25 protein-coding genes are annotated in these 26,859 nt (G+C 57.8%); 8 read left to right on the top strand and 17 right to left on the bottom strand.

Features of this window, described 5'->3' with window-relative positions; all coding sequences use genetic code 11:
* Positions 1 to 69 precede the first annotated feature (69 nt).
* From GFB49_RS13395 to GFB49_RS13375, 5 genes are all read right to left on the bottom strand, one after another.
* Positions 70 to 2,637, bottom strand: coding sequence for a putative PEP-binding protein (locus GFB49_RS13395; RefSeq protein WP_153216395.1), 2,568 nt, complete (start codon positions 2,635 to 2,637; stop codon positions 70 to 72).
* 200 nt (positions 2,638 to 2,837) lie between these two features.
* A complete protein-coding gene (gene glyS / locus GFB49_RS13390; protein WP_153216394.1) occupies positions 2,838 to 5,069 on the bottom strand; it encodes a glycine--tRNA ligase subunit beta in 2,232 nt (743 codons plus the stop codon).
* Positions 5,070 to 5,139: 70 nt separating this feature from the next.
* Positions 5,140 to 5,661, bottom strand: coding sequence for a DUF6446 family protein (locus GFB49_RS13385; protein ID WP_153216393.1), 522 nt, complete (start codon positions 5,659 to 5,661; stop codon positions 5,140 to 5,142).
* A complete protein-coding gene (locus tag GFB49_RS13380; RefSeq protein WP_153216392.1) occupies positions 5,658 to 6,017 on the bottom strand; it encodes a glyoxalase superfamily protein in 360 nt (119 codons plus the stop codon). Before GFB49_RS13380 ends, GFB49_RS13385 begins: the two co-directional genes overlap by 4 nt.
* On the bottom strand, positions 6,014 to 6,955 hold the full coding sequence (locus tag GFB49_RS13375) for a glycine--tRNA ligase subunit alpha (RefSeq protein ID WP_153216391.1): 942 nt from the start codon (positions 6,953 to 6,955) through the stop codon (positions 6,014 to 6,016). Before GFB49_RS13375 ends, GFB49_RS13380 begins: the two co-directional genes overlap by 4 nt.
* A 221-nt stretch (positions 6,956 to 7,176) precedes the next feature.
* Between GFB49_RS13375 and GFB49_RS13370 the strand changes: the two genes are divergently transcribed.
* Positions 7,177 to 8,925 carry a trypsin-like peptidase domain-containing protein gene (locus GFB49_RS13370; RefSeq protein WP_153216390.1) on the top strand — a complete coding sequence of 583 codons (1,749 nt, stop codon included), beginning with the start codon at positions 7,177 to 7,179 and terminating at the stop codon, positions 8,923 to 8,925.
* Between the two features lie 64 nt (positions 8,926 to 8,989).
* Here the strand turns inward: GFB49_RS13370 and GFB49_RS13365 are convergent, their stop codons facing one another.
* The 5 genes from GFB49_RS13365 to GFB49_RS13345 form a co-directional block, all read right to left on the bottom strand.
* The gene (locus GFB49_RS13365) at positions 8,990 to 9,631 is read right to left on the bottom strand and encodes an SDR family oxidoreductase (RefSeq protein WP_153216389.1); all 642 of its coding nucleotides are present in this window, start codon (positions 9,629 to 9,631) and stop codon (positions 8,990 to 8,992) included.
* Between the two features lie 93 nt (positions 9,632 to 9,724).
* A complete protein-coding gene (locus GFB49_RS13360; protein WP_153216388.1) occupies positions 9,725 to 10,225 on the bottom strand; it encodes a DUF1178 family protein in 501 nt (166 codons plus the stop codon).
* 56 nt (positions 10,226 to 10,281) lie between these two features.
* Positions 10,282 to 10,740 carry an NUDIX hydrolase gene (locus GFB49_RS13355; RefSeq protein ID WP_153216387.1) on the bottom strand — a complete coding sequence of 153 codons (459 nt, stop codon included), beginning with the start codon at positions 10,738 to 10,740 and terminating at the stop codon, positions 10,282 to 10,284.
* A gap of 68 nt (positions 10,741 to 10,808) precedes the next feature.
* Complete coding sequence (locus tag GFB49_RS13350) at positions 10,809 to 11,582, bottom strand: EcsC family protein (protein ID WP_153216386.1); 774 nt, start codon at positions 11,580 to 11,582, stop codon at positions 10,809 to 10,811.
* Between the two features lie 79 nt (positions 11,583 to 11,661).
* On the bottom strand, positions 11,662 to 12,150 hold the full coding sequence (locus GFB49_RS13345) for a GNAT family N-acetyltransferase (protein WP_343032572.1): 489 nt from the start codon (positions 12,148 to 12,150) through the stop codon (positions 11,662 to 11,664).
* A gap of 85 nt (positions 12,151 to 12,235) precedes the next feature.
* On the opposite strand from GFB49_RS13345, the gene GFB49_RS13340 reads away from it, so the two are divergent.
* Together GFB49_RS13340 and GFB49_RS13335 are read left to right on the top strand one after the other, a co-directional pair.
* Complete coding sequence (locus GFB49_RS13340) at positions 12,236 to 12,838, top strand: flavin reductase family protein (RefSeq protein WP_153216385.1); 603 nt, start codon at positions 12,236 to 12,238, stop codon at positions 12,836 to 12,838.
* Between the two features lie 11 nt (positions 12,839 to 12,849).
* Positions 12,850 to 13,491: a CatB-related O-acetyltransferase gene (locus GFB49_RS13335; RefSeq protein ID WP_153216384.1), complete on the top strand. Its 642-nt coding sequence runs from the start codon at positions 12,850 to 12,852 to the stop codon at positions 13,489 to 13,491.
* 92 nt (positions 13,492 to 13,583) lie between these two features.
* On the opposite strand, the gene GFB49_RS13330 is transcribed toward GFB49_RS13335, so the two are convergent.
* Both GFB49_RS13330 and GFB49_RS13325 read right to left on the bottom strand, forming a co-directional pair.
* Entirely contained in the window at positions 13,584 to 14,861 is a 1,278-nt protein-coding gene (locus GFB49_RS13330; protein ID WP_153216383.1) for an ATP-grasp domain-containing protein, read from the bottom strand.
* Positions 14,862 to 15,024: 163 nt separating this feature from the next.
* On the bottom strand, positions 15,025 to 16,635 hold the full coding sequence (locus tag GFB49_RS13325) for a SulP family inorganic anion transporter (RefSeq protein WP_153216382.1): 1,611 nt from the start codon (positions 16,633 to 16,635) through the stop codon (positions 15,025 to 15,027).
* A gap of 265 nt (positions 16,636 to 16,900) precedes the next feature.
* On the opposite strand from GFB49_RS13325, the gene GFB49_RS13320 reads away from it, so the two are divergent.
* The 5 genes from GFB49_RS13320 (at position 16,901) to GFB49_RS13300 (ending at position 21,396) form a co-directional block, all read left to right on the top strand.
* Complete coding sequence (locus GFB49_RS13320; RefSeq protein WP_246149723.1) at positions 16,901 to 17,470, top strand: invasion associated locus B family protein; 570 nt, start codon at positions 16,901 to 16,903, stop codon at positions 17,468 to 17,470.
* A gap of 147 nt (positions 17,471 to 17,617) precedes the next feature.
* Positions 17,618 to 18,496, top strand: coding sequence for an S-methyl-5'-thioadenosine phosphorylase (locus GFB49_RS13315; RefSeq protein ID WP_153216381.1), 879 nt, complete (start codon positions 17,618 to 17,620; stop codon positions 18,494 to 18,496).
* A gap of 18 nt (positions 18,497 to 18,514) precedes the next feature.
* The gene (locus tag GFB49_RS13310; RefSeq protein ID WP_153216380.1) at positions 18,515 to 19,507 is read left to right on the top strand and encodes a heparan-alpha-glucosaminide N-acetyltransferase domain-containing protein; all 993 of its coding nucleotides are present in this window, start codon (positions 18,515 to 18,517) and stop codon (positions 19,505 to 19,507) included.
* A gap of 86 nt (positions 19,508 to 19,593) precedes the next feature.
* Positions 19,594 to 20,220: a LysE family translocator gene (locus GFB49_RS13305; protein ID WP_153216379.1), complete on the top strand. Its 627-nt coding sequence runs from the start codon at positions 19,594 to 19,596 to the stop codon at positions 20,218 to 20,220.
* A 636-nt stretch (positions 20,221 to 20,856) separates the two neighbouring features.
* On the top strand, positions 20,857 to 21,396 hold the full coding sequence (locus tag GFB49_RS13300; RefSeq protein WP_153216378.1) for an adenine phosphoribosyltransferase: 540 nt from the start codon (positions 20,857 to 20,859) through the stop codon (positions 21,394 to 21,396).
* Between the two features lie 55 nt (positions 21,397 to 21,451).
* Here the strand turns inward: GFB49_RS13300 and GFB49_RS13295 are convergent, their stop codons facing one another.
* From GFB49_RS13295 to GFB49_RS13275, 5 genes are read right to left on the bottom strand one after another with little or no spacing between them, the layout of a single operon-like run.
* Complete coding sequence (locus GFB49_RS13295; RefSeq protein ID WP_153216377.1) at positions 21,452 to 22,870, bottom strand: FAD-binding oxidoreductase; 1,419 nt, start codon at positions 22,868 to 22,870, stop codon at positions 21,452 to 21,454.
* Between the two features lie 30 nt (positions 22,871 to 22,900).
* A complete protein-coding gene (locus GFB49_RS13290) occupies positions 22,901 to 23,491 on the bottom strand; it encodes a GNAT family N-acetyltransferase (protein ID WP_153216376.1) in 591 nt (196 codons plus the stop codon).
* Positions 23,491 to 24,765 (bottom strand): M16 family metallopeptidase, encoded by a 1,275-nt coding sequence (locus tag GFB49_RS13285; RefSeq protein ID WP_343032571.1) that lies wholly within the window; start codon positions 24,763 to 24,765, stop codon positions 23,491 to 23,493. Before GFB49_RS13285 ends, GFB49_RS13290 begins: the two co-directional genes overlap by 1 nt.
* Positions 24,762 to 26,150 carry a threonine synthase gene (gene thrC, locus GFB49_RS13280; protein WP_153216375.1) on the bottom strand — a complete coding sequence of 463 codons (1,389 nt, stop codon included), beginning with the start codon at positions 26,148 to 26,150 and terminating at the stop codon, positions 24,762 to 24,764. The genes GFB49_RS13285 and thrC overlap by 4 nt, the downstream gene beginning before the upstream one ends.
* Entirely contained in the window at positions 26,150 to 26,833 is a 684-nt protein-coding gene (locus tag GFB49_RS13275) for an SURF1 family protein (protein ID WP_153216374.1), read from the bottom strand. The genes thrC and GFB49_RS13275 overlap by 1 nt, the downstream gene beginning before the upstream one ends.
* Between the last annotated feature and the right edge of the window lie 26 nt (positions 26,834 to 26,859).

Genomic DNA, 26,859 nt, shown 5'->3' with positions numbered 1-26,859 from the left:
ATGCGCGTTTATCCGCTGCCTTGTTTCCGGTATTCTCGCCGCCGGGTATGGCGAGGAAGACCTTAATTTTCAGTTATTTTGTCGTGAATCCTTTAAGTTATCCGCGATTGCAAGCTGGGCGGCGGCAAGCCGCGCAACCGGGACGCGAAACGGTGAGCATGAAACGTAATCGAACCCTGCCCGACGGCAAAATGCGATTGATTCGGGGTTGCCGCCGTGTTCGCCACAAATGGACAATGTGACGTCGGGATTGGCCTCTCGTCCGCGCTGAACACCCAGTTTCAGCAACTCACCGACCCCATCGACATCCAGAACGTGGAACGGATCTTCGGGGAACACGCCTTGGCGGACATATTCCGACATAAAGCGACCCGCGTCATCACGCGACAACCCATAGGTCATCTGTGTCAGGTCGTTGGTGCCAAAGCTTAGAAAGGCCGCATGTGTCGCAATTTCATCCGCGCGCAGGGCCGCACGGGGTGTTTCAACCATCACCCCCAGGCGATAGTCAAATTCGCGCCCACGCTCCAGCCGCACAGCGGCCGCAACCGAGTCGATACGCGCTTTGACCATTTCGACTTCACGTTTTGCTGACACCAGGGGGATCATGATCTCGGGCACAACCGGCGCGCCTTCCTCAGACGCTTCCAACGTTGCCTCAAAAATCGCACGCGCCTGCATGTCGTAAATTTCAGGCACGGTCACCCCAAGGCGCACGCCGCGCAGGCCCAACATTGGATTGTATTCGCCAAGTTCCTCGACCCGGCGCGTGACTTCGCTGACGGGCAGACCCAATGCCTCGGACAATTCGCGTTGTCCCGATTGGCTGGTGGGCAGAAACTCATGCAGTGGCAAGTCGAACAGTCGGATACAAACCGGCGTGCCTTCCATAATACGAAACAGCTCGCGGAAGTCGTCCCGCTGCATCGGCAAGAGGCGTGCCAACACGGCGGCCCGTCCTGATGGGGTCTCAGCAAAGATCATTTCCTGCATCACCGTAAGGCGACCGGGGTCAAAGAACATATGTTCCGTCCGGCACAACCCGATCCCCTGCGCATCAAAGTTGCGAGCGGTAGTGGCATCCCTTGGCGTATCCGCATTGGTGCGGATGCTGATATCGCGCGCCTCGTCCGCCCACCCCATCAAGGTCTGGAAGGCCCCATCCTGCGCCGCCTCAATCATCGCGGGCTCACCGGCGAGAACCTGACCGGTGCTGCCATCGATGGTGATTAAATCACCGGCCCGGAACACACGCCCATCCGCAGCCCGCAACCGTTTCCGGCGCGGGTCAAACCGAATGGAATTTGCACCAACAATACAAGGCAGCCCCAAACCACGTCCGATCACGGCTGCGTGGCTGGTCATACCGCCCTTTTCCGTCAAGACCGCAACCGATGCATGCATGCCTCGCACGTCTTCGGGCGATGTTTCACGGCGCACCAGCACGCAATCCTCGCCCCGGGAGGCGCTGGCCTGCGCCTCAGCCGAGGTAAAGACAAGACGCCCGGTGGCCGCGCCCGGACTGGCGGCAATACCGTCCCCGATGACATCGCGCCGCGCATCAGGTGCGACCTGGCGGTGCAAAAGCTCATTCAGCGAATGGGCATCAATCCGCATCACCGCCTCTTGTGGCGGGATAATATTGTCCTCGGCCAAGCCGACGGCCATTCGCAAGCCACCCCGCGCGCTGCGCTGTACCCGCACACCGTCCAGAATATGAACTCTGCCGTCCTGAATCACAAATTCCGCCTGCATTTCTTCGCGCAGGCGACGGCGCATCAGGGCCGCGTGGGTCTTTAGCTCTTCAAACGCTTCAGGCGCGGTCTCCTCCAAGGACGTGCCGCGGGGATCTTTTGCCAGAAACATCGCCGACGCCCCGGCCCCCAAAGCATCGCGCCCCTGGCTCTGGCTTAGATAACGGCCCGTGATCTGCGGCTCGCCCGTGTTGGAGTTGACCAATTGCAGCACACCAGATCCACAAACGCCCTGGCCAAGCCCCGGCATCATCTGTTGCACAACAAGGCCAAGCCCCGCATCTGCCGGTGCGCCACGCGCTTGGCGCAACAATCGGGCCGAGGTGCCCTCCCACGCACGTGCCATCGACCGCAGCACCGCTCCCAGCTGTTCGGATCGATTCTGTGGGAAACTCTCATCCGTTTCCGCCTCATAGGCATGCAGGATTTCGACCAATGCATCTGGCCCGCCGTCCTCAACATCCTCAAAGACATCCGGGTCCAACCGCGCCACATGCACGGCATAAGACTGCACAAACCTTAGATAAATCGCCGCTGCCGCCTCACGGCCCAGTTGATCACACAGATCGACATAACAGGCGTCATTGACGCCAATATTCAAAATCGCGCCGGGACCACCCCAATCGGGATCCTCGGAAGATGGGCGAACACATAACAAAGCGTCATCTGGAAACTCAGCCAAGATCGCGTCCAGATCCGGCATTACCCCATTGGCAATGCCAAGCACCGCATCAAAGGACAAGGCCACCGTTCGCGGGACGGGCAATTCCAGTCGCACAAGACGCTGCAAACACTTGGCGCGCCCGCCGTGGGTGGCCACATGCACCGGCGCCGTTGGCGTGATACGTACTGCATCTTGGATATCGGAACCGTTTTTCTGCATCGCAGCATCCCTTCACTGCTCGCAGCATATCACCGCATTTGCCCCTGCATAGAGCAGAGTTCAATTTTCTCGCTGCACCTACAAAACGAAGAAAATGTAAAAAGCCGGCGTGACACCTGCATTAAAATTGCGGTCCAAACTATGAAACAGGTCGGCCCACCGTCAAGCCGCCCCATGAATCACAGATCGCTTTGCAGAACTTACCCTTCTATCTGGGTCAGATCAGCCACTTGGCCACAGGCTTTTCGAATGTCGCTCAGCAAGTTCAGCCGGTTACGACGCAGGATATCATTCTCGGCGTTGACCTGCACCGCTTCGAAAAACGCATCGATCGGAGCGCGCAGCGCCGCCAGGCCGCCCATGGCGGCCGCGAAATCCTCGGCCTCGATGGCCGTGGAGATCGTACCCCCGTCCCCTTCAAGCGCCGAAAACAGTGCTTTTTCGGCATCGTCTTCTGCAAATTTCACATCTGCGCCATAAGAATACTCCACCCCATCCTTCTCTTCGGCCTGCGTCAGGATGTTGTTGGCCCGTTTAAAGCCCTGCACCAGATTTTCGCCATCTTCCGTGCCCAGGAACTCTTGCAAGGCACGGGCGCGCTTCACCAGCAGCGTCAGATCATCATTGCCAGCCATTTCCAGACAGGCATCAATCACATCATGGCGGATGCCTTGGTCGCGCAGGAAAACTTTCAAACGGTCGTGGAAGAACCCCAAAAGATCACGAGACACATCGGGCAGCATGGATTTCAGCTCTTCCAGATGCTCCGGCAAATCTCCGTCAAAAGCATCCAGAACCGTACGTACCGCCGAGCCAAAAACACCGTGATCCGCAATTTCGTTCAACATGTCCTGCATCAAGGTCGCCGAAACCTTGTCAGATCCATTTTGCGCAATCTCATGACGCAGCAATTGGCTGTCAAAGAACCGATCCAGCGGCATACGCGCATCATTTTCCAGAACCAGCCGGATCACCCCCAACGCGGCGCGGCGCAGGGCATAGGGGTCTTTGGAACCGGTCGGCTTTTCATCAATCGCCCAAAAGCCGGTCAACGTGTCGATCTTATCCGCCAACGCCACTGCAACCGAGACTGCCTCGGTCGGCACATCATCAGACGGGCCAAGCGGCGAATAATGCGCCTCGCAGGCATTGGCGACCTCTTGCGGCAGACCTGCCGCTTCGGCGTAGTACCGCCCCATCAGGCCTTGTAGTTCCGGGAACTCATAAACCATTTCCGATGACAGATCCGCCTTAGCCACGCGTGCGGCCTGTTCCGCCAGATCGGCATCCGCACCCACTACTGGCGCAATTTCCCGCGCCAGTTCCGCGATCCGGTCGATCCGCGCGGCTTGGGTGCCCAGTTTATTATGGAAAGTCACATTTGACAGCTTCTCGGTCCAGGCGGACATGCCCGTTTCCGACTGGGCAACGCGAAGATCGTTCTCCCAAAAGAACTTCGCATCCGCCAGACGGGCCGATAGAACCTTTTGGTTGCCAGCCAGAATAGTTGCGCCATTGTCGGCCGTTTCCCGGTTGGCCACGGTGATAAACCGTTCAATTCGACCCGTTTTGGGGTTCTTGACCGAGAAAAATTTCTGGTGCTCTTTCATCGAGGTCTGCAAAACTTCCGGCGGCAGCCCCAGAAAATCATCGGCAATCTCGCCCATCAAGACAACGGGCCATTCTACCAGACCCGCAACCTCGGCCAGCAACCCCTTGTCCTCCACCACGTCCAGACCAGAGGCAAAGGCCTGATTGGTTGCATCCTGCCAAATCGCATCGGCACGTTCCTTGGGATCCAACACGACAAAGGCGCGCTTCAGCTGGGTCACATAGTCGTCAAAGCCTGTGACGGTGATCTGCGCCGGTGCCATAAACCGGTGACCATAAGTGGTGTTGCTGGCCGCAATCCCCTCGATCTCCAGCGGCACAACTTCACTGCCTTCGTCTTTGGTCAGAACACAAAGAATGGAATGCAGCGGGCGCACCCAGCGCATCGAGCTTGCCCCCCAGCGCATGGACTTCGGCCAAGGGAAGTTGCGGATTGTGGTATCCAGGACCTCAGCAATAATCTCCGCCGCCGGACGGCCCGCCTTTTCGATAGTTGCGAAATAGACCGCGCCTTTAGGGGTCTCACGCTCTTCCAACTGTTCGCGAGTCAGACCCGCGCCGCGCAAAAAGCCTTCGATGGCTTTATCGGGCGCTCCAACCTTGGGACCCTTGCGCTCTTCGCGCACGGTGGGGCTTTCCGCCAACAAGCCTTCAACTGTCAGCGTCAGACGGCGCGGTGTCGAAAACGCGGCCGCGCTGGCATAGGTCAGACCGGCTTCCACCAGACCATCGGTCATCTTCTTCTTCAGATCTTCCGATGCGCGTGCCTGCATGCGGGCGGGGATTTCTTCGGAGAAGAGTTCAATCAAAAGATCGGGCATTGTCGTGTCCTCGGGTCCAGCGCTGTTCACGCATCGTATCGTGTCATGCCGGAGGCCCTCCGGCGGAAATTCAATTCTCTCGGGGTGGGCAATCTTCGCCAACGACCGTCCCGTCGTAGGCTTTCTCGCCACAATTGTTCAGTTCTTGCCAGGCATAACCGCGCCCGTCCTGGGTGATCGCGACAATCCGGTCGACGCCATAGTGGATGTTCTTTTGTCCCAAAAAGGCGGTTGCTTTGCCCGACTTCAGATCCGCGCCCAAGGCGGCGGCATCAAAACAGTCAAACCACCCCGGTGCGTTCCGCGGATCCAAGTGATCCGACAGTGTAAATACCTGCGCCAGTTCGTCCGGCGTCAGATCGGTCTTAAAACACGCCCGATAACGGATCGGCGAACTGCCGGCATCGATGGCTTGGAACGAGTCATATGCGATGGGCTGCGGCGCGCTCCCATCCAGAGGCATCAGCAGAACGTCCTGCCCAGGCGTGCCCGCAACCTCTTCATAAAACCCATAGACCTGCAGATAATACATCGCGCCACCGGCAATCAGCGCCGATAGGCCAAGGAAAACGGCCAGGATCTTGCCAATCATCCTGCGTCCTTTCCAAAGCACAGAACATTTCCATCCGGGTCTGTGACCTCAACCTCGACCATTCCGTATTCCGTCGTGGTCGGTCCTTTAAAAGCCAGTTGTTTTTCCTGAAGGGCGGCCACGAACCCGTCAAAGTCTTCGGGGTAAAAATAGACCCGCCACCCATCATAGGATTCGGCTGGACCGTCCCCAGCCGTCAGGAAAACTTGCGCTTTTCCGACGCGAAAAATTCCGAACCCCACAATTGGCTCACCAGCTTCCATGCCAACAGAAAAGCCCAGAACATCCATATAGAAGGTCTTGGCCCGCTGATAGTCGGATACCCGCAGCACAGGTGTGGCGTTCGAAAAACTCAAACCGCAGCCTCCGTCACAAATCCTCCAGCCTCAGTCAGAACAAAGGCATCCGCGCATTGCTTTGCCAGTGCGCGCACACGGCCGATATAGGCCTGCCGCTCGGTTACAGAGATGACGCCGCGCGCGTCCAGCAAGTTAAAGATATGGGAGGCTTTGATGCATTGGTCATAAGCCGGATGCGCCATGATGATGCGCTTGCCGGTTTTCGGGTCCTGGTGCTCTTGCGCCAGAATTGCGGCGCATTCGGCTTCGGCCTCCTCGAAATGGCGCAGCAGAACTTCTGTGTTGGCCACATCAAAATTCCAGCGCGCATATTCTTGTTCGGTCTGCTTGAACACATCGCCATATTTCAGCGCAATCGGCGACTGCGGATCATTGAACGGCATGTCCATCACGTGGTCCACGCCCAGAACATACATGGCAAGGCGTTCCAAACCATAGGTCAGCTCGCCTGACACGGGCGTGCAATCATGGCCGCCAACCTGTTGGAAATACGTAAACTGCGAAACTTCCATTCCGTCGCACCAGACCTCCCAGCCCAGCCCCCAGGCCCCCAGCGTCGGGCTTTCCCAGTCGTCTTCGACAAAACGGATGTCATGCAGCTCCATGTCGATGCCAATGGCCTGGAGCGAACCCAGATACAGCTCCTGCAGGTCCGGCGGCGACGGTTTGATCAGAACCTGATACTGGTAGTAGTGCTGCAACCGGTTCGGGTTTTCCCCATAGCGGCCATCGGTCGGGCGACGCGACGGCTGCACATAGGCCGCAGCCCAAGCGTTGGAGCCCAGCGCGCGCAGTGTTGTTGCCGGATGGAATGTCCCTGCGCCCACTTCCATGTCATAGGGCTGCAGTATCGCGCAGCCTTTTGAGGCCCAGTAAGTCTGGAGCCGCAGGATGATCTCTTGGAACGAGCGCGGAGCGCCGGATGCGTGGGTCATATCTTTTCCCTTTTGGGGCAGCAAATGCGGTCTTCTTCCTAGGCAACTGCAGCCACAGGGTCAACGGCCCAAAACACGGCTTTAATGCGTAAAAACCCAAAAGCCATGGGCGAAATCAACACAGTCCCCGGTAAATTCCCCCTGATCGGGAGTTCCCTTCGCATCTTATTGCCGCTATGAGCCAAAGGAATTTATTTATGATCCGGGATAGAGGCCCCTCAATGAAAAAGATCATCGCCGTCTGGGCGCTGTCCATTCTGTCGCTTATTATCGCAGCTCCCCGTGCCGTGCAGGCGCAACAGGAGCCAACCGTTTGGATCCAGATCGCAGCGCATCCGTCGCTGGCACAGGCCGAGGCGCGGGCGCGTGACTTTGCCTCGCGTCTGCCGGATGTCTCGGGCTTCTCGCTGGGTGGCGGCTGGTATGGTGTTGTTTTGGGTCCTTATTCTCGCACGGATGCAGAACGCGTTCTGCAGGTGTACCGCGCGGAACGGCAAATCCCAGGCGACAGTTTCATCGCCTTTTCCCGGAACCTACGCGCGCAGTTTTACCCCGTCGGCCCGGTCGAGACGACACCTGTCATCCCGCCCGTGGCCGAGGCTGCGCCTGAGCCTTCGCAATCGCCTGCAGTGTCTTCTGATTTCGACGATGAAAGCCCCGCTGAAGCACGCCGGTCCGAAGCGCGTCTGAGCCGGGATGAGAAGATGCAGCTGCAGATCGCGCTGCAAGCTCAAGGGTTTTACAACTCGTCTATCGATGGTTCATTTGGCCGAGGCACCCGCCGGTCAATGGCAGACTGGCAAGCCGCGAACCGAGTGGAGCCCACTGGCGTTTTGACCACACGCCAACGCCAGTCCCTGCTCGATCAGTATAACGCGCCGCTGATCTCGGTTGGTATGGATCGTGTCGAAGACGCAGCCGCAGGCATTGCCCTGTCCCTGCCCACCCAGGAAGTCACCTTTGCCCGCCATGAATCGCCCTTTTCGATCTATGAAACCTCTGGAGATCTGGGCGCGCAGGTTCTGCTGATCAGCCAGCCAGGTGACGCCCGCACTTTGGCGGGTCTGTTTGAGATTCTCCAAACGCTTGAGATTGTCCCGTTGGAAGGTCCGCGCAGCCGTCAGGGCAACAGCTTTTCGATTGAAGGGCGCGGCAAGGGGATGATTACCCACGCCGAAGCCACGCTGCGCAACGGCGAGATCAAAGGGTTTGCCCTGATCTGGCCAACAGGCGACGACGAGCGCCGCGCACGGATCCTGACCGAGATGCAGCGCTCCTTCACCCGGCTGGACGGCGTTTTGGACCCAACCGCAGGGGCGGATGCACCGCAAAGCGTCGATCTTCTGTCGGGGCTGGAAATCCGCAAACCGCGCCTGTCACGCACCGGGTTCTTTGTCGACGCCACGGGCACCGTCTTGACCACATCTGACGTTGTGGCCGAATGCAGCCAAGTGACTCTGGACCACGACTATCCGGTGGATGTGATCCTGAATGATACCCCCAACGGTGTTGCCGTTCTGCGCCCGCGTGGCACGTTGGCACCTATGGATGTGGCCCAGCTTGCAACAAGCGCGCCGCGGCTCCAGTCCGATGTGGCGGTTGCCGGCTTCTCCTACGAAGGGGTCTTGGGTGCGCCCTCCCTGACCTGGGGCACGCTCAGCGACCTGCGCAGCCTGGACGGCAATCAAGGTGTCGCGCGCCTGGCCCTGGCCGCGCAATCCGGCGACGTTGGCGGACCGGTACTGAACACAAATGGTGCGGTTCTGGGCATGCTGTTGCCACGTCAGATCGGCAGCCAGCAATTGCCGGACGGCGTCAGCTTTGCCGCAAACGCCCAAGCGCTGCGCGCCATTTTGGAACGCGCCTCGGTTGCGGCGGTTGACCAATCCGACGATCAGGGCCAAGTGCCAAATGCTGAATTGGTCCGCAAGGCCAATGGAATGACAGTTCTGGTCAGCTGTTGGAACTAAGCCAAACAAAACGAACAAAAAAACCGGGCATGCCGCCCGGTTTTTTTCATTCTGAACCCTCTGGTCAATAGGGCATAATCCGCCCGTCCCAGTCGTGGAAACAGCCCGTTGTTTCTACGCTCAGATCCTCAAACTCGCGGATCAAGCCAGAGGCGCTTTCCAAAACCGAAATCTCACCCTCTTGGCCGCCCATATCCGTTCGCACCCAGCCTGGATGGTAGATCCCAACAGCAATGCCATCCAGTTTCAGATCGGTTGCCAGATTGCGACCAATGCTGGTCACCGCAGCCTTGGAAGCCCGATAAGCGTAGCTGCCCCCAGGTGAACGGGCGTGGCTGCCCATCTGGGATGACAAAATAGCGATCTTGGGCGTTTCAGACAGGTGTAGATTTGGCAGCAGGGTCTGAACCGTCAGGAACACACCCATAACATTGGTGGCCAGCGTCTTGCTCCAAACCTCGGCGCTGTAGTCCCCCATTGCCATGTTCTTGTCGAGATAGACCCCGGCATTACACACCAAAAGATCGACCGGCTGCCCTTTGAGACGCGCGGCAAAGCGCGCCTGCTGACCTGGATCCGTTACATCCAGCTGTGTATCTGCGGAATGGTCGCGCGATGTCGCACTGACCTCGTGCCCTTCGTCGCGCAGCTGACGCGTCAACTCTTTGCCGATACCCCGGCTTGCTCCTGTGATGACAACATGCATGTTCTGCCCTTCTTTGGCTTTTATTTGCTTTTGTGTTTTCCCAAAACCCGCAAGCCCCCTGCAAGTCCACCGTCGCCATTCATTTGCAGCAGATCAGTTCGCCTTGCGCCCCGATACAAAGGGGAGTGGGACAACCGGGATCCCGTCCTCTAACAGTTCTTTTGCTTCCTCAGGCTTGGCCTCACCATAGATCGCCCGTTCCGGCGCATCGCCAAGGTGCATGGCCCGCGCTTCATCCGCAAATTTCGCGCCGACATAGTCCGAATTGGCTTCCACGGTCTCGCGCAGCTTCTTGAGCGCGGCCGCAACCTCTTCTTGGCTGGGGCCCGTCTCCGCAGCAGCAACCACCGGTTCTGGGGCAGCAACAACTGGCGGCGTTGCTTCGTGAACAGGTTGTTCCGCCTCGCCCAGTCCGGACACGGCCTTGCGTCCTGTCCGAACTCGCGGAGCCATTATTGCCTTTTGGACATGAGCGCAGCCGCATTCAACGCAAGTCACCATGCCCGCCTCCGAAAGCTTGTCAAAAGCTGAGGCAGATTGAAACCAGCTCTCAAAAACATGGCCGTTTGAGCATTTGAGCGTGTATTGAATCATGCTTCCCCTCTTAGCAGGAAAACATGATTAAAACTCCAATTTCGGCAAGCACAAGATCAATTCACTGTGGTTTTAAGATCTTTGGGACGAAATGTGGCCAATATCTCAGCCAGTTGCGGCTCAGCCACCAGCTCTGCAGCGTCTTTGGGCGGTAGCCATTGACGCTCACGTTGTCCGACCTCGGGGAAATCCTTTTCAAGGCTTGCAACTTCCAATGGGTATACATCAACACGGCAGGGGATCGGGCGTTCACCATCTCGCCATTTCTCGTATTCATAATGCCCAATGCGCTTGTCTCGCACCCGGCCCCGCACGCCGGCCTCTTCCCAGGCCTCGACTTGGGCCGCTTCCCAGGGTTTGCGCCCGCGCATCGGCCAGCCCTTAGGTAGAACCCAACGCCCGATACCGCGCGAGGTTATCAGCAGAAATCGCAATTTGCCTTTCGCCGTGACTCGATAACAAAGGGCAGCATATTGCTGCTCTAGACTTCGAGTGTTGTTGGGCGATTTCGCCATTCTTTTCTGCTCCGTTCCACGCTTTTCAAACCGCGCAGTGGCCTTCTAATTAACATTGAACATCTGTTCTAACGACGTGGGGCTGGGTGCACCTTTTGCATGCGTTCAATTATGTCAGCTTCAGATATATCACAATCTACCGCCAACTTACGCACAGAGAAGTGAAGATTTGCGATTTTCTGGTAATAGTCGGCATAAATATAATTGCAAGACGCGCCAGCAACGCCCCCGGCAATGGGGGCAGCTTGCACCGCCAGTTTCTGCCCCAATGCAACGCCCAATTTGGGTGCAATCTGCGACACCAGCCTGTTAATTCCGGTGCTGTTGAGCCCCAAGCGCGTGGCCAAAAAACCCGTCTCGGATTGATCATCTCCAAATGGACCCGGCGCCGAGAAGACCCGCACAATGTCGAACTGAACATTTTCCTGACGTGGATCAAACCCTTGGCGCTGCCCCTCTTTTTGAATGACGCGCAACAGAAATGCGGTGGTTACCGGCAGCTCCACCAGTGTTCCAGCAAGCCCCCCCGCGCCACCGACAGCACCAAGCGCTGCGCCCATCAACCGCTCTCCGCGCTCAGAGACCTCGGGCAGGAAGCGGGGCGCGCGTGTTTTGGTGCTGTGTCGCAACGCAGACATCAAAGCCTGCTCGCTTGCGTACTCAAGATTGTCGCGCACGCTGTTCGGAAGCCGGTCCAGCAGCTGATCCGCCTGCGCGCCAATCCGGTTTAAAAACCGAAGCGCAGGCCCGTTTGCCCGGTGTCCCAAGTCCGCCAGCCGCACAATCTCCTGGTCAAGGTCATGGGCGCTGACTACCGCATCCGGCATAAGGATCTCTTCCAAGCTGCACCTCCAGCTGAATGTTCCCGCATACTTTCTATGGGGTAATATGTGGGGATGTGAGCCTGCGGTTCAATGCGCGTTACCGCTGCCAGCGCCGGACCTGTCCGGAAACACCGTCCCAAGCCCCCGGTTTGATCGCTAACCCCAACACTCGGGCCGGGTTTGTGGGCGGCGGCATTTCGACCCTGTCCAGCTGCGCAAATCCAAACCGTTTGTAATAGGGAAAGTCACCAACCAACATCATGCGCGACCAGCCGCTTTCCATTGCTTTGTCAACGCTGTCGCGGATCAACACGCCGCCCAGCCCCTCGCCCTGACGGGTGGGGTGCACAGCCACTGGCCCCAGCAGCAACGCATCGTGATCCCCAATATGAACGGGCCAAAACCGGATCGCGCCTGCCAAGATGCCATCTCCATCCCGCGCCACTTGGCTGAGCCCGGCCACCGGTGGCACGTCATCACGCAGACGATAAGATGACAGAGCCTCTCGACCCGGTGCAAAACACAGGTCATACAGGGCCTCAACTTCCCATTTGTCCTCTGGCTGCTCAGATTTTAGCTCAATCACCGCGCTCACCTCATTGTGCCCTCGCGTAGGGGTGGCATTGCCCCTAGCACGTGACTAACTGTGGCGCAAACACTTGGAGACCCACATGTTCTATCGCCCAAGCGAAGGCCACGGCCTGCCCCACAACCCCTTTAACGCTATTGTCACGCCGCGCCCGATCGGCTGGATCTCCAGCCGGTCCAAGGACGGTGTCAACAACCTGGCGCCTTATTCCTTCTTCAACGCCACTGCTTATGTCCCGCCACAAGTTATGTTCTGCTCGACGGGTACAAAGCCGGATCAGGACGGCACCAAAGACTCGCTGACAAATATTCGCGAAACCGGTGTCTTCTGCGTCAACGTTGTCGAATATGAGATGCGCGACGCCATGAACGCGTCCTGCGCAAACCTGGCCAAAGAGGTCGATGAGTTCGCCCACGCAGGTCTTGAGGCCGCGGAATGTTCGGAGATCGCCTGCGCCCGTGTTGCAGCCGCCCCTGCGGCGCTGGAATGTCAAGTGACACAGATCGTCGAATTGAAGGGAGAGACCAATTACATGGTGATGGGCGAAGTGGTCGGTGTTCACATGCGCGACGATTGCCTGGTCGACGGGATTTTTGACGTCACCACCTATCAGCCCCTCAGCCGATTGGGGTATATGGACTATACGGCTGTGCGTGAACTGTTCAGCCTGAAACGTCCTGGATAACGGAACATCCAATGCCCCTTCCCGACCCTGCGCAGTCACATCCAATCGAATTGCCGGATGGAAGCCTCTATCCAGGGACGGTTTTGTTGAATCAGGTCGTGAACAATCCGCAGATCGAAATCGGTGACTATACCTATGCCTCTGATTTTGATCCGCCCAAAGATTGGGGGCGCCGTCTTGCCCCCTATCTGTTTCCGTTCTCTCAGGAACGGCTGATCATCGGGAAATTCTGTCAGATCGCCCAAGGGGTGCGGTTTATCACGGCCTCGGCCAATCACAGTCAGGCCGGGTTGACGTGTTATCCATTTCCCGTGTTCTCGCTGGAGACCCGCGCTGGTTATCAATGCGACCTGCGGGACACAGTGATCGGTCATGATGTCTGGTTAGGGTATGGATCCATGGTGCTGCCCGGTGCCCGGATCGGGCATGGCTCGATCATTGGTGCGGGTGCCGTTGTGCGCGGCGAGATCCCGCCCTATGCCGTCGTCACCGGCAACCCAGGCACGGTTGTGCGCCATCGTTTTTCGCCAGATGTGATAACACGGCTGCTGGACCTCAAATGGTGGGATTGGCCGCATGAGGCGATCAAACATGCGGAGGCCGCGCTGTTGTCCGGGGATTTGGAGCAACTGGCCGCGCTTTCACCAAGCTGAGCAAAGGTCATCCGATGGGTCGGCCGTGGCACACAGAAAAACCCGGCGTTTTATCGCCGGGCTCAAATGGTTCACCGCGTAGTCTGGGGACCTTAGACCATCGCAAGCAGTTCTGACTCGGGCGGCCAAACCAAACGCGACAGATCCGGAAACTGTGCGGTATCAGCCGACTGGCACCGCGCCGAAAGCATCCGTTCAACAGCTTTAAAGATCTGCCGCATATGTCGTTGCTTGTACGGGTAGATCTCACTGCTATCGAGGTTGTGCACAATCAGCGCATTGTCGATTTCAAACACCACCAGATTCCCGTCGGCATCTTCGGCGCAGTCAAAGCCGACATACTCCAACCCGATTGCATCATTCATTGCCTCAAATGCGTTTTGATGGCGTTTGCAGAACTCGGTTCGAAAGTTATCCATAAACGCCTCTTCTTCCAGACGTTTCCAAGGCGACTCTTCCATTTTGGAATTGGCGTACCAAATGTCCCAGTGATCCGCGATTGCATAGTGGGACGGGTACGCTTTGCCATCGACCAGAACGACGCGTGCCTTGCGGAACATGCCGTCCTCTGGCGAGGCGTAGTTGATGAACTCTCCAATGGAAAATTCATCTTCCGCGCGCGTCGCGAGATAGGACGCAAAATCCTCTCTGCTATCGATCTTCTCCAGACCAAATCCCGCATGAGAGCCAGCCGGGCGAATGATAAACGGATAAGAACCCGTCTCAGCCAGCACGTCAGCCTCGTTCCCCAGTGCCAGCATCTGCTGCAAGGCATCACGCGACATTTGCTGGGTTTTGGGCACATGCAGACCAGGCACATTGGCAAAGAGCTTCGGAAGCAACTCACGCTCGGGCTTCACCAAGTTGTCCGGCAGGTTTACAACCTTCAGATCCTGCAGCGCTGCCAGATGGCGAATTTTGGCATAAAACGCTTGCGCCTGCGCATGGTCCGCCGGGGCCGCGCAAAAGGCGATGTCGTGTTCGGGCAGCTGCGGCACCTCTTCGGGTGACATGTCAAAGCTGGGATAATAGGTCACAACGTCAAATTCATCACTGCGCAGCAGCAGATCAACCGGGGTGTTGCCCCCCATGTGAATCGGCGCAGCAAAGACCAAAACCGTCTTTTTTGCAGGGGTTTGCCGGATCGACCGATAGACCCGGCTGATCTTGAACGCCTCACCCTGCCACGCGAGGCCAAGGTCCTGATGCCCCTGCATTTGGGCCAAAACAGACAGATCCATCATCACCCCAGCATTGGTGGGGTTTTCCTGAACAAGGGGAATGAGTTTTGCGTAAAACGCTTTCAGGTCACCGCCGTCAAACGCAAATTCGCTCAACGCGGCAAGCCCAATTCTGAGGTGCGGTTCCATTCTGGCTCCTTTGAGTACACAGCCCAAATCTGCCAGCAAGCCCTTAAAAACTGATTTAAGTCACGACCGCTTTGTGATTGCGCAATATCACAAAAACGGCATCTGTGCCCGGAGGGTTTTGCCACGCAAAACCTGCGTGCAGCCTCCGGGCACAGGAAACAGCTTAGTGACCGCCCAGAACACCTGTGCGGACCGAGTAATCCACGGCCACAGCATATTCCGGGTCATCATCGCTATCGACTATCAGATGGCCCGCTTTGGTGAGCAGCTGATGGCAGTCCCGGCTCAAATGGCGCAGCACCAATGTCTTGCCCGCCTCATCATATTTGGCGGCCAGCGCCTCGATAGCCTGCAGCGCGGATTGGTCCACAACCCGGCTGCGGGCAAAGTCGACGATCACATGATCCGGATCCTCCGCAACGGTGAACAGCTCGCCAAACCCTTCGGTCGAGCCAAAGAACAGCGGCCCTTCGATCTCATAGACTTTGGCCCCCTTGTCGCTTTCGCTGTCGCGCGTATGAGCTGTGATGCGGCGCGCATTGTTCCACGCATAGGCCAGCGCCGACACGATCACACCCACAACCACGGCAATGGCAAGGTCGGTGGCTACGGTCACAACCGTCACCAGCACGATAACAAAGGCGTCGGTGAACGGAACTTTGGTCATCACCTTAAAGGAGTTCCACGCAAAGGTGCCAATCACCACCATAAACATCACCCCAACCAGCGCAGCCAGCGGAATCTGTTCGATCAAGGGCGAGGCCACAACAATGAACGCCAGCAAGAACAGCGCCGCCGCAATACCTGCAATCCGCGTGCGACCGCCGGATTTCACGTTGATCATCGACTGACCGATCATGGCACAGCCGCCCATACCGCCAAAGAAACCGGTAATGACATTCGCCGTGCCCTGCGCGATACATTCCTGGCTTGCGCCACCTCGTTTATTGGTGATCTCCCCCACCAGGTTCAGGGTCAGCAGGCTCTCGATCAGGCCAATGGCAGCAAGGATCACCGCATAGGGCAGGATGATCTCAAGTGTTTCCAGATTGAACGGAACCAGCGGAATATGGAAACCCGGCAAGCCGCCTTCGATGGAGGCCATATCACCAACACGCGGCACATCCAGTCCCAGAGCGATCACCAGAATGGCGACAATCCCGATACCCGCCAGGGGGGCCGGGATAACTGAGGTAATCTTTGGCATCCCCCAGATGATCACCATCGTCAGCGCAACCAACCCCAGCATCAAGGCCAGCTGACCACCGGCCAGCCATTGCTCACCATCTGTGCCCGGCACTTTGAATTGCGTCAGCTGCGCCAGGAAGATGACGATCGCCAGACCGTTCACAAAGCCCAACATAACCGGATGCGGCACCAAACGAATGAACTTGCCCCAATGCATGACACCGGCAAAAATCTGCAGGATCCCCATCAAAACCACGGTTGCAAACAGATATTCAACGCCGTGTTCAGCAACCAAAGCCACCATCACAACCGCAAGCGCGCCAGTGGCACCGGAGATCATCCCCGGACGGCCGCCAATCAAAGCCGTGACCAGCCCCACCAGAAACGCGGCGTAAAGCCCGACCAATGGGTGAACACCCGCCACAAAGGCAAAGGCCACCGCCTCGGGCACCAAGGCCAGCGCTACGGTCAGCCCCGACAAAAGCTCGGTTCGGATACGGGAAACAGTGAACCCTTCGTCCTGCATGATGGACAGGTTCGGGGGAGAGATTTGCTTGGCCAACAGGCCGAAAACACCACGTGTCATCAAGTCTACCTGATTAGGGGAAGGAGTGCGTTACCGCCTGTTAACGCCAAACCCGTTTGCAAGCAAGGCAAGCCCCCGTCTGAAGCGCGGTCGCGCGCCGCATTCCCACGCTCTGTCGCAAAAGCCGTGCGCAACACGCAGCCTTTGTGCAGCATGCGCCAGGAATGCATTCCAAAACAATCATGCAATACTTTCTGTCTGCAACGTGATTTGGGAGTTTGAGTGCTGCCGCATAAAAGCAACGCACAGCGAAATGGAGAGTGATATGTTCCCTGCCCTGCGATCCCGAGTTCTGCCAGCCCTCTGTACTTGCCTGTGTGCACTCCCGGCTCTTGCCCAGGACCAAGACGGCAATGACACCGCCGGCAATTGGCGCGTGACCCATTTTGAAAAATTCGGGATCTACCTCTCCTCCTGTGACGAAAGGATGGAGGGCGAAGCCCTCAAGCAGCGGTGCTACTTGCGATATGTCGATATCTTCTCCGCCAAACCAAAATTCGCGGCCCAGTTTATGTTTGTCACCAATGGCGCAGACGGGCCTGAGGTGGAGTTTGGTCTCGAAGCGGGCACTTTGTTTGGGGCCAATGGGTTTCGCATCGAAACCGCGGGCGATGTGGCCTGGCGCACCCGCCGCATCGGCTGCCTTACTGGACTGTCCTGCAGTTTTGACGGATCGGCCGCAGCCGATCTTCTGACTGCCATGGAAAACGGCGATGCGTTCCGCTTCACCTTCCGGGACAGCCATGGCCAGCCCCAGGACCTCAGCTGGCCGCTTGCAGGCTTTGACGACGCGCTCAAAGATTTCCACCAGCAATCCCAACTGCGCGGCCTTTAATCAGCGCCAGTTGCACACGCGCCGTTCAAATATGCGCGCCTTGGCTTTCATCTTTTTAAAAATACTTGCGCCGCAGGCACGCGCTTGTCAAAGCGCGTTTCAACCCTCACTACTTGGCACAACAGAATTTCTTCAGAGGTTTGAACAATGACCAAAGAAACCATGATTGCCATTATCGGCGGTTCCGGCATTTATGACATCGATGGCCTGGAAGGTGCCGAATGGGTCACGGTTGAAACACCCTGGGGTGCGCCATCAGATCAGATTCTGACGGGCACATTGGATGGGGTAAAAATGGCCTTCCTCCCGCGTCACGGCCGGGGCCACGTCCATTCCCCAACCGAAGTGCCCTATCGCGCCAATATCGATGCGCTGAAACGCTTGGGCGCAACGGATGTTTTCTCGATCTCGGCCTGTGGATCCTTCCGCGACGAAATGGCACCCGGTCATTTTGTCGTCGTCGACCAGTTCATCGACCGCACTTTTGCCCGCGACAAAAGCTTCTTTGGCACCGGTTGTGTCGCCCATGTGAGCGTCGCACACCCTACCTGCCCTCGCCTGTCCGATGCGGCGGAAACAGCCGCCAAGGAAGCGGGCATCACCGTGCATCGCGGCGGCACCTATCTGTGTATGGAGGGCCCGCAGTTCTCAACCCTCGCAGAATCAAAAATGTACCGCGAAAGCTGGGGCTGTGATGTCATTGGTATGACCAATATGCCCGAAGCCAAACTCGCCCGCGAGGCGGAGCTGTGCTATGCCTCCATTGCGATGGTTACAGACTACGACAGCTGGCACCCGGATCATGGTGAAGTGGATGTGACCTCCATCATCGCGACCCTGCAGGGCAATTCAGCCAATGGCCGCACGCTGGTCAGCAAGCTGCCAGCACTTTTGGGAACCACCCGCGCGGATTGCGAACACGGGTGCGACAAAGCCTTGGAGTTCGCCATTATGACGGCCCCGGAAAAACGCGACCCGGCGCTGTTGGCCAAGCTGGATGCCGTGGCAGGGCGCGTTCTGACGTAACGCCACCGCAACGATCCAATGCGCAATCCGGCAATCGACATCGCGCGCTTTGTGGCCTTTTGCGGAATGGTGCTTGTCAACTTCCGCATCGCCGCCAGTGTAACGGCAACGGCCGATTGGCCGTCTGCCGTCACCAACGCGCTTGAGGGGCGCGCGGCAGCCCTCTTTGTTCTGCTCGCAGGTCTTGGCCTGTCACTTGCCCGGGCTCAGCCCCAGCGGATTTTGAAACGCGCAGCTTTTCTGTTTCTGCTTGGGCTTTTGAACCTCACGATTTTTGAAGCGGATATTCTTCATTTCTATGCGCTCTATTTCCTGTTGGCCGCGCTGTTATACCGGGCCTCAGATCGCGCGCTCTTGGGAGCAACCGCCCTGATCGTCATGACAGGCTATATCTGCTTGTTTGTGCTGGATTACAGCGCCAACTGGGACTGGGACACGCTGACGTACGCCAATTTCACCAATCCCTATGGGTTCCTGCGGCATTCCTTCCTGAACGGCTGGCATCCGGTTTTTCCCTGGGCGGGTTTCCTGACCTTTGGCATGTGGCTTGGGCGCCAGGACCTGGCGAGCTTGCAGATACAACGTCGACTTGTTGTGTGGGGGGCTGTTGCCGGGGTCACGGCAGCGCTGCCGCAGCATCTGGTGCACAGCGCAGCGCTGGCGGAGCTCATGGGCACCGCCGCCCTGCCGCCTACGCCGTTTTACATGGTTTCCGCAACAGGCAGCGCCTGTGCTTGCCTTGGCCTATTGCTGTTGGCGACACCTCATTTCCCCACTCGGATCAGCGAGGCGCTTGCGGTCACGGGACGACAGGCACTGACGCTTTATCTGGCGCATATCATCGTCGGCATGGGCTTATTGGAAGCCTTTGGCCTGCTGGATGGCACGTTAAGCACCGGTGCGATCTTTGCCTACAGCCTTGGCTTTTGCGCGGCCTGCGTAATCTACGCCAAAGCCTGGCAAAGGGTCTTGCCGTATGGACCATTGGAGGCCGTGCTTAAGCGTTTGTGAGCCACAGACCCAAAGCACCGGTACAATTAATTACTTGCACTTGCGTCCGAACTTCGGCTTCGTCACCGGGTAAAGGAGATCGCGAAATGGAACCACATATCTGGCTGGCCTTTGTCACCGCATCCGTCGTTTTACTTTTGATCCCGGGCCCCACGGTTTTGCTGGTGCTCAGCTACTCGCTGTCCAAAGGGCGCTCGGTCGCAGTTGCCTCGGCTTTGGGTGTGGCATTGGGGGATTTTATCGCAATGACGGCGTCCCTCGCCGGGCTGGGCGCTTTGGTTCTGGCCTCAGCGCAGCTGTTTACCGTTCTAAAATGGGCCGGCGCGGCTTATTTGGTCTGGCTGGGTTTCAAGCTCTGGCGCAGTGCTGGTGGCCAAGGGCTGACGCCACTGAACCCAACACAGATTCAGGCGGGTGGCGTGTTTGGCCATGCGGCGATTGTCACAGCGCTCAACCCAAAATCCGTTGCCTTCTTTATCGCCTTTGCCCCGCAGTTTGTGCGCCCCGACGCGCCTTTGTTGCCACAGTTTGCCATTATGATCGCAACGTTTGTGGGCCTCGCGGCCTTGAACGCGCTGGCCTATGCGCTGGCGGCGGATCGGCTGCGCCGTGTCATCGCGCGTCCCTCCTTTAACGACGCGCTCAGCCGCCTGGGCGGTCTGGCCCTGATGGGAATGGGCATTTTAACCGCAACACTACGACGTCCCGCTTAATAGAAGGCAGCGGCAGCTGCGCTCGCCAAGCACAGAAAAAGGCACCTCCCATGGTCGGGGGTGCCTTTTTCGTTGAGATGTCTGCCCAAACCTATTTTGTCCCATGTTTCTTGAGGAATTCACGAATGAAATGACGGATCTCTCGGGCAGCCGTCGTATCCAGATCCTTGCAGAGATCCACAAAACGCTCTCTTTTCTCTTTGTCCAAACGCAGAACCAGTTGGCTGTCCTTTTTTCCTTTGGCGTCACGGTCTTTTTTAGGCACGCATTCAGCTTTCTTAACGTTATATTGACATTTGTATATTATGTGTATATACATGTGATGTACTCAACCGGTTCTTACCGGCTGTAAACAGTAATGAAATTGTTACACACGGGCAGAAAAAAATGAACCTCTATGTCGCAAAGAACATTCTGACACGTGATCGCCGGGATTGGCTCAGACCCCATCTCCCCTGGCTTTCGCATAAATTTTACCGCACCTATCTCTCAAAGAAGAGATAAGCGGCGCGCCTTATAAAACCTTTGGCTTTACCCTTGAACCAGAGGCAGTAATCGGCCAAATCCTGTTGGTCCGATCCCATATCGGACATCTGAATCTGCACCAAGACGCGCGATCCAGCAGGGAGTCACCGCATGCCGAAAAAGACCGACGTCAAAGATTACATCCGCACCATCGTGGACTTCCCGCACGAAGGGATCATGTTCCGTGATGTGACCACCCTGTTTGCGGATCCTCGCGGCTTTCGCATGGCCATTGACCAGATGCTGCACCCCTATGCAGGTGAACAGATCGACAAGGTTGTGGGCCTTGAGGCGCGTGGGTTTATTTTGGGCGGCGCGATTGCGCACCAGCTGAGCGTCGGTTTTGTTCCGATCCGCAAAAAGGGCAAACTGCCCGGCACCACCATCAGCCAGGATTATAAGCTGGAATACGGCGAAGCGATTGTGGAAATCCACGACGACGCGATCCAGCAGGGTGAGAAAATTCTGTTGGTGGATGATCTTTTGGCCACGGGCGGCACCGCAAGCGCCGGTATCAAGCTGATCCAACGTTTGGGCGGCGAGATCGTCTCCTGCTCGTTCATCATCGACCTGCCCGAACTGGGCGGCCGCAAGCTCTTGGAAGAGCAAGGCATGGATGTCAGCGTTCTGTGTGAGTTTGAAGGGCTATAAGCGCCCGACAGCGCGCCCGACAGTGCGAATGCCAAAGGGGCCAGTGGCCCCTTTTTTATTGCTCCGCCAGGACCGCACCGGGATTCATAATCCCATTGGGGTCCAGTGCTGATTTGATCGCCCGCATCGCTGCAAGTTTTGTGGGGTCACCATAGTGTTCCAAGTCCGAGACCTTTAGCCGCCCGACCCCATGTTCGGCGCTGAAGGACCCCTGAAATTGCGCCACCAGATCATGCACACAGGTCTGAATATCGCCGCGCAAATCCGCATAGTCGTCCCGCGAGCGCCCAGCCGCCGGGAAAACATTGTAGTGCAGGTTCCCATCCCCGAGATGGCCAAAACAGTTGATCCGCATGTCACCCAGCTTGGCCAGCGCAGCGCCTCCCTGGTCCACAAACGCAGGAATGGCAGAGATCGGCAGCGAGATGTCATGGCTGACAATTGACCCCACCGCCTTGTTCGCGATGGGGATATGTTCGCGCACAGACCAGATCTCCTGGCGTTGCGCCTCGGATTGCGCGATGGTCCCATCGGTGACCAACTCCCGCTCCATCGCGATCTCAAACAATTCCAAAAGCGCGCTGTCTGTATTGGCTTCGCGCGCAAGCCCCAGGTCAATCAAGACGCACCACTCGGGGCACGGATCCAACGCCTGGCGAATTTCCGGCAGATGTTCCGCCATAAACGCCAACCCCTGGCGGTGCATCAGCTCAAAGGCGCTGACCGCCTCTCCAAATTGGTCCCGCGCCAGTGCCAACAGATCAATCGCCGCCGCTGGATTTGGCACCACCATCAAGGCGGTACCCAGCCCACGTGGACGAGGCGACAGTTTCAAGGCTGCGGCGGTAATGACCCCCAGCGTACCCTCTGCACCAATCAGCAGATTGCGCAGATCATAGCCGGTGTTGTCTTTGCGCAAGCGGGTCAGGCCGTTCCAGATCTCTCCATTTGGCAAAACCGCCTCCAGCCCAAGGCACAGGTCCCGCGTATTGCCATACCGCAGCACGTTGACGCCGCCGGCATTGGTGGCCAGCAACCCGCCCATCCGCGCCGTGCCCTCAGCCGCCAGGGACAAGGGGAACAGCCGGTCAACCTTTTCTGCTGCAGATTGCACATCCGCCAGAATAACTCCGGCCTCGGCCACCAGCACGTTTTCCTCTGGGTAAACCGCGCGCACTGCATTCATCCGTTCCAAGGACAAAACCAAGGGCACCGGGCCCTCTGGTGCGATCTGGCCGCCCACCAAACCGGTGCCCCCGCCATAAGGCACCACGCCCACCTGGGCGGCATTGGCCTGTTTGAGGATCTCTGACACCTCATGAACAGTGCGTGGCAAGGCAACCGCGCCCGCCTGCCCCTGGTAGCGCCCGCGTGGCTCTTCCAGGTATCGCGGCTCTGCAGCGCGCAAACTATCTGCTGGCAGAGCCGCAGACAGCGCGTTCAAAAAGTCAGGAGACACAGAGTTCAGCGTCATGGAAGGCCTCGTCTTTTGCCCTCGTTCGGGTCAGGCTTGTCCGGAATTGGTACGCCCGCGCCGGTCGTGGCGCAAGGCAGCATAAAGCACATGTGTGCGCCAGCGCCCGTTGATTTGCAGATAGGACTGGGCAACACCTTCGTATTTGAAACCAGAGCTTTCCAAAAGCCCGCGTGAGGCTGCGTTTTCCGGCAGGCAGGCTGCTTCGATCCGGCTCAGGTCCAACCGGGTGAACGCATGATGCACAACTGCAGCGATCGCCTCGCGCATATACCCCTGACGGGCAAAAGGCTGGCCAATCCAATACCCCAATGTTCCTGCCTTGGCCGGGCCCCGACGGATGTTATCCAGCGTCAGCGCACCGATCAGGCGTTGATCGTCACGCCGGATCAGGAACAAGGGCAAAGCCGTGCCGGAATTCACAGACCGCTGGGCCCAATAGACACGGTTGGTAAAGCTCTTGCGGCCCAAGTGATCGGCGGCCCAGGTCGGCTCCCAGGGGATCAGGTGATCTTGGCTGTGCAGGCGCAGTGCGGCCCATTCCCGGAAATCGGAATGGACCGGCAGCCGCAGCGTCAAACGCTCGGTTTCCAGACGGACCTTGCGACGCGACAACAGCATTAGGCGGCGCGCCTCTCCTGCAATGCCTCCAATGTGGGCGCGGTCTCAACCGGACCATAAAGCGCCAGAGCCGCCGGAGCCTGAACGGCATAGGTTTCGGCCAAGGCGCGCACATCCGTAGTGGTGACCGCATCGATCTTGGCAATCGTCTGCTCCAGCGAGGGAACGCGCCCCCAGATTTGCACCAGACGCGCCAGACGTTCCGCGCGGTTGGACGGGCTTTCCAGCCCCATCAACATGCCTGCCTTCATCTGCGCGCGCGCCCGTGCAATTTCCTCATCGCTCAGATCATCCGTGGCGCGCTTCAACTCATCAATAGTGACCTGCGCCAGCTCGCCAACCTGTTCCCCTGACGTGCCCGCATAGATCGTCAACGCACCGGTATCAGCATAGGATCCCGCCTGTGAAAAGATCGAATAGCACAAGCCCCGATGTTCGCGGATTTCCTGGAACAAGCGGCTCGACATGCCGCCGCCCATAGCGCTGGCATAGATCTGCGCGGTATAGATCGCGTCGTCCCGATAGCCTGGGCTTTCCAGCGCCAGCGCAAAATGGGCCTGTTCCAGCGACTTTGCATTGCGCACTTCACCACCGTGAAACAGAGCAGATTCGCTGCGGCGGCTGTCCTTGCGTTCCATATGGCCAAAGAGTTTCTCGGCCAGCTTTACGATCTCATCATGATCAATACCGCCGGCAGCGGACAGGATCATTTGCGAGGGGCCGTAATGTTCCGCAATAAAGGTCTGCAGATCCCGCTGGTCAAAGGCTTTTACCCGCTCTGCCGGACCCAAAATCGTGCGTCCAATGGGTTGGCCAGGATAACACTGCTCTTGCAGCCAATCAAAGATCACATCATCGGGCGTATCCAGCGATTGGCCGATCTCCTGCAGGATCACATTGCGCTCGACCTCGATCTCGCGCGGGTCCAGGATCGAGTTCTGCAGGATGTCGGCAATCACCTCCATCGCCAACCCGGTGTCTTCCTTTAGCACACGCGCGTAATAGGCTGTGACCTCACGGCTGGTGTAGGCGTTGATATACCCGCCGACATCCTCAATCGACTCGGCGATTTGCAGCGCGCTGCGTGTGGTCGTCCCTTTGAACGCCATATGCTCCAGAAAATGCGCAATGCCGTTTTGTTCCAGACGTTCATTGCGCGCCCCGGCCCCGACCCAAACGCCGATGGCTGCAGATTGCAGCCCCGGCATATGTTCAGTCACGATACGGAAGCCATTGGGAAGTTCGTGTTGTTGCACCGTTGCTGGGCTTGTCACTTGGCGATTGTCTTTCTGATATGATCCTCAAGCGCGGCCAAATCACTGCTGATGCGGGTCACGCGTTCCGACCTTTCATACAGATCTGCCATGCGTGAGGGAAGAGGCGGATGCACATCGCTGGCTTTCTCGACAGCAGCCGGGAATTTCGCCGGGTGCGCTGTTGCCAATGTGATCATCGGAACCTCTGTTTTGCGATGTTCATTGGCGACCTTCACGCCAATGGCACCATGCGGGCACAACAGCTCACCAGATGCGGCATATTCGGATTTAATCGTCGCCAATGTCTCGTCTTCGGACGCGCGGCCCGAGGCGAATGTGGCAGCCAGAAACTCCATCGCACCTTGGCTCACATCAAAACCGCCGGTCTTTAGCTCATCCATCAGTTGAGCCACGGCCGCGCCGTCTTTGTCATAGGCATAAAACAGCGCACGCTCAAAGTTGGAGGAGACCTGAATATCCATCGAAGGCGAGATCGAGGGGATGGTTTCCCCTTTGTAGTAGCCATTGCCAGACAGGCAGCGGTGCAGGATGTCGTTCTGATTGGTGGCAACCACCAGCTGGTCGATCGGCAGGCCCATCTGCTTGGCAATGAAACCTGCAAAGATGTCACCAAAGTTGCCGGTCGGCACGGTAAAGGAGACTTTGCGATGCGGCGCGCCCAGGGCCACGGCGGACGTAAAGTAATAAACCACCTGCGCCAGAACACGGGCAAAGTTGATGGAGTTCACGCCTGCGAGCTTCACTTCATCCCGGAAGTCAAAATCGTTGAACATATCCTTCAGACGGCCTTGGCAATCGTCAAAATCGCCATCCACCGCCAACGCGTGGACATTTGCCGCCGTCGGCGTGGTCATCTGGCGGCGCTGCACCTCGGACACACGACCATGAGGGTACATGATAAAGACGTTCACCGCCTCAAGCCCCGCAAAAGCCTCCATCGCGGCAGAGCCGGTGTCGCCCGAGGTTGCGCCAACGATGGTCACTGTTTCCCCGCGGCGTTTCAGAGCAACTTCAAACAATTGCCCAATCAGCTGCATAGCAAAATCTTTGAACGCCAGTGTCGGACCGTGGAACAGTTCCAGCAGGAAGTGGTTTGGTTCCAGCTGTTTCAGCGGCGCACGAGCGGCATGGCCAAAACCTGCGTAGGCGCGTCCGATAATGTCGCGGAACTCCTGATCGGCAAAACAATCCCCGACAAACGGGCGCATGACGCGGAAGGCAACTTCCTCATAGGACAGGCCCGCAAAGCTTGCGATTTCTTCGGCGCTCAATGTAGGAATCTCAGCCGGGACATACAGCCCGCCATCACGCGCAAGGCCGGTCAACATCGCCTCTTCAAACGTCAGCTCGGGCGCTTGTCCGCGGGTGGAGATATATTTCATCAGTTCGAACCTTTAGGTTGGGTGCCAGCGCGGCGCAGGAAATAGGCGGTCATCCCGCCCCAAATCAGCGCCAAAGAAAACCAAGTGATGGCATATTGCAAATGATCGTTGGGAATTCCAGCCGTGTCGATCGGCATCGGTGTGAGGGCTTCGCTGCCCTTGGGGCTTTGACGCAGAACCAGCAGGATCTCTTGTGTCTGAAGCTCAGCCGCCATCTGCGCGATGTCGCGGGCATACCAGACATTTCCAGTGCGATCCGGATCAGGGGTAAAACCGCTGATTTCATCCGGCCAGTGGAGGTTGCCGATCAATGTGGCATCCCCCAACGGACGTGCCGTCTGTTTGTCTGCCGCGGGCGCAAACCCACGATCCACCAGAATGCGACCGTGATCTTTGGTTTCAAACGGCGCGATGATCCTATATCCCGCGCCCTGCCCTTTTAGGGTGGTCCAGACGTGAATTTCCCCGGCCTCAAACGTGCCAGAGGCGGTCACCGCACGGAACCTGTCTTTAATGGGATCAACCGGAGTTTCAATGGGCGTGGGTGTTGCCACCAAGCTTGCGCCAATCTCGGCCAGAACTGCTTCCTTCCAGCTCAACCGTTTGAGCTGCCAGGTGCCAAGACCCAGCAAAATCGCGCATCCTAAACCGCCGACAATGGCCAAAAACCAAAAGCTGCGCATGTCCTCATCTTCCTGACGCAAAAGGC

The organism is Tritonibacter litoralis, assembly GCF_009496005.1.
GTDB lineage: Bacteria > Pseudomonadota > Alphaproteobacteria > Rhodobacterales > Rhodobacteraceae > Epibacterium > Epibacterium litoralis.
The sequence above is the reverse complement of the archived record's forward strand: the minus strand, read 5'-3'. Positions and strand labels throughout refer to the sequence as shown.

Excerpts from the sequence above, each read along its gene's own strand:
- GFB49_RS13355 (WP_153216387.1), bottom strand. The coding sequence starts at position 10,740 with ATGGCGAAATCGCCCAACAACACTCGAAGTCTAGAGCAGCAATATGCT.
- GFB49_RS13295 (WP_153216377.1), bottom strand. The coding sequence starts at position 22,870 with ATGACGCTGAACTCTGTGTCTCCTGACTTTTTGAACGCGCTGTCTGCG.
- GFB49_RS13290 (WP_153216376.1), bottom strand. The coding sequence starts at position 23,491 with ATGCTGTTGTCGCGTCGCAAGGTCCGTCTGGAAACCGAGCGTTTGACG.
- GFB49_RS13305 (WP_153216379.1), top strand. The coding sequence starts at position 19,594 with ATGGAACCACATATCTGGCTGGCCTTTGTCACCGCATCCGTCGTTTTA.
- GFB49_RS13325 (WP_153216382.1), bottom strand. The coding sequence starts at position 16,635 with ATGACACGTGGTGTTTTCGGCCTGTTGGCCAAGCAAATCTCTCCCCCG.
- thrC (WP_153216375.1), bottom strand. The coding sequence starts at position 26,150 with ATGAAATATATCTCCACCCGCGGACAAGCGCCCGAGCTGACGTTTGAA.
- GFB49_RS13360 (WP_153216388.1), bottom strand. The coding sequence starts at position 10,225 with ATGATTCAATACACGCTCAAATGCTCAAACGGCCATGTTTTTGAGAGC.
- GFB49_RS13310 (WP_153216380.1), top strand. The coding sequence starts at position 18,515 with ATGCGCAATCCGGCAATCGACATCGCGCGCTTTGTGGCCTTTTGCGGA.
- GFB49_RS13340 (WP_153216385.1), top strand. The coding sequence starts at position 12,236 with ATGTTCTATCGCCCAAGCGAAGGCCACGGCCTGCCCCACAACCCCTTT.
- GFB49_RS13300 (WP_153216378.1), top strand. The coding sequence starts at position 20,857 with ATGCCGAAAAAGACCGACGTCAAAGATTACATCCGCACCATCGTGGAC.
- GFB49_RS13375 (WP_153216391.1), bottom strand. The coding sequence starts at position 6,955 with ATGACCCACGCATCCGGCGCTCCGCGCTCGTTCCAAGAGATCATCCTG.
- GFB49_RS13365 (WP_153216389.1), bottom strand. The coding sequence starts at position 9,631 with ATGCATGTTGTCATCACAGGAGCAAGCCGGGGTATCGGCAAAGAGTTG.
- GFB49_RS13370 (WP_153216390.1), top strand. The coding sequence starts at position 7,177 with ATGAAAAAGATCATCGCCGTCTGGGCGCTGTCCATTCTGTCGCTTATT.
- GFB49_RS13315 (WP_153216381.1), top strand. The coding sequence starts at position 17,618 with ATGACCAAAGAAACCATGATTGCCATTATCGGCGGTTCCGGCATTTAT.
- GFB49_RS13395 (WP_153216395.1), bottom strand. The coding sequence starts at position 2,637 with ATGCAGAAAAACGGTTCCGATATCCAAGATGCAGTACGTATCACGCCA.
- GFB49_RS13385 (WP_153216393.1), bottom strand. The coding sequence starts at position 5,661 with ATGATTGGCAAGATCCTGGCCGTTTTCCTTGGCCTATCGGCGCTGATT.
- GFB49_RS13275 (WP_153216374.1), bottom strand. The coding sequence starts at position 26,833 with ATGCGCAGCTTTTGGTTTTTGGCCATTGTCGGCGGTTTAGGATGCGCG.
- GFB49_RS13335 (WP_153216384.1), top strand. The coding sequence starts at position 12,850 with ATGCCCCTTCCCGACCCTGCGCAGTCACATCCAATCGAATTGCCGGAT.
- glyS (WP_153216394.1), bottom strand. The coding sequence starts at position 5,069 with ATGCCCGATCTTTTGATTGAACTCTTCTCCGAAGAAATCCCCGCCCGC.
- GFB49_RS13330 (WP_153216383.1), bottom strand. The coding sequence starts at position 14,861 with ATGGAACCGCACCTCAGAATTGGGCTTGCCGCGTTGAGCGAATTTGCG.
- GFB49_RS13320 (WP_246149723.1), top strand. The coding sequence starts at position 16,901 with ATGTTCCCTGCCCTGCGATCCCGAGTTCTGCCAGCCCTCTGTACTTGC.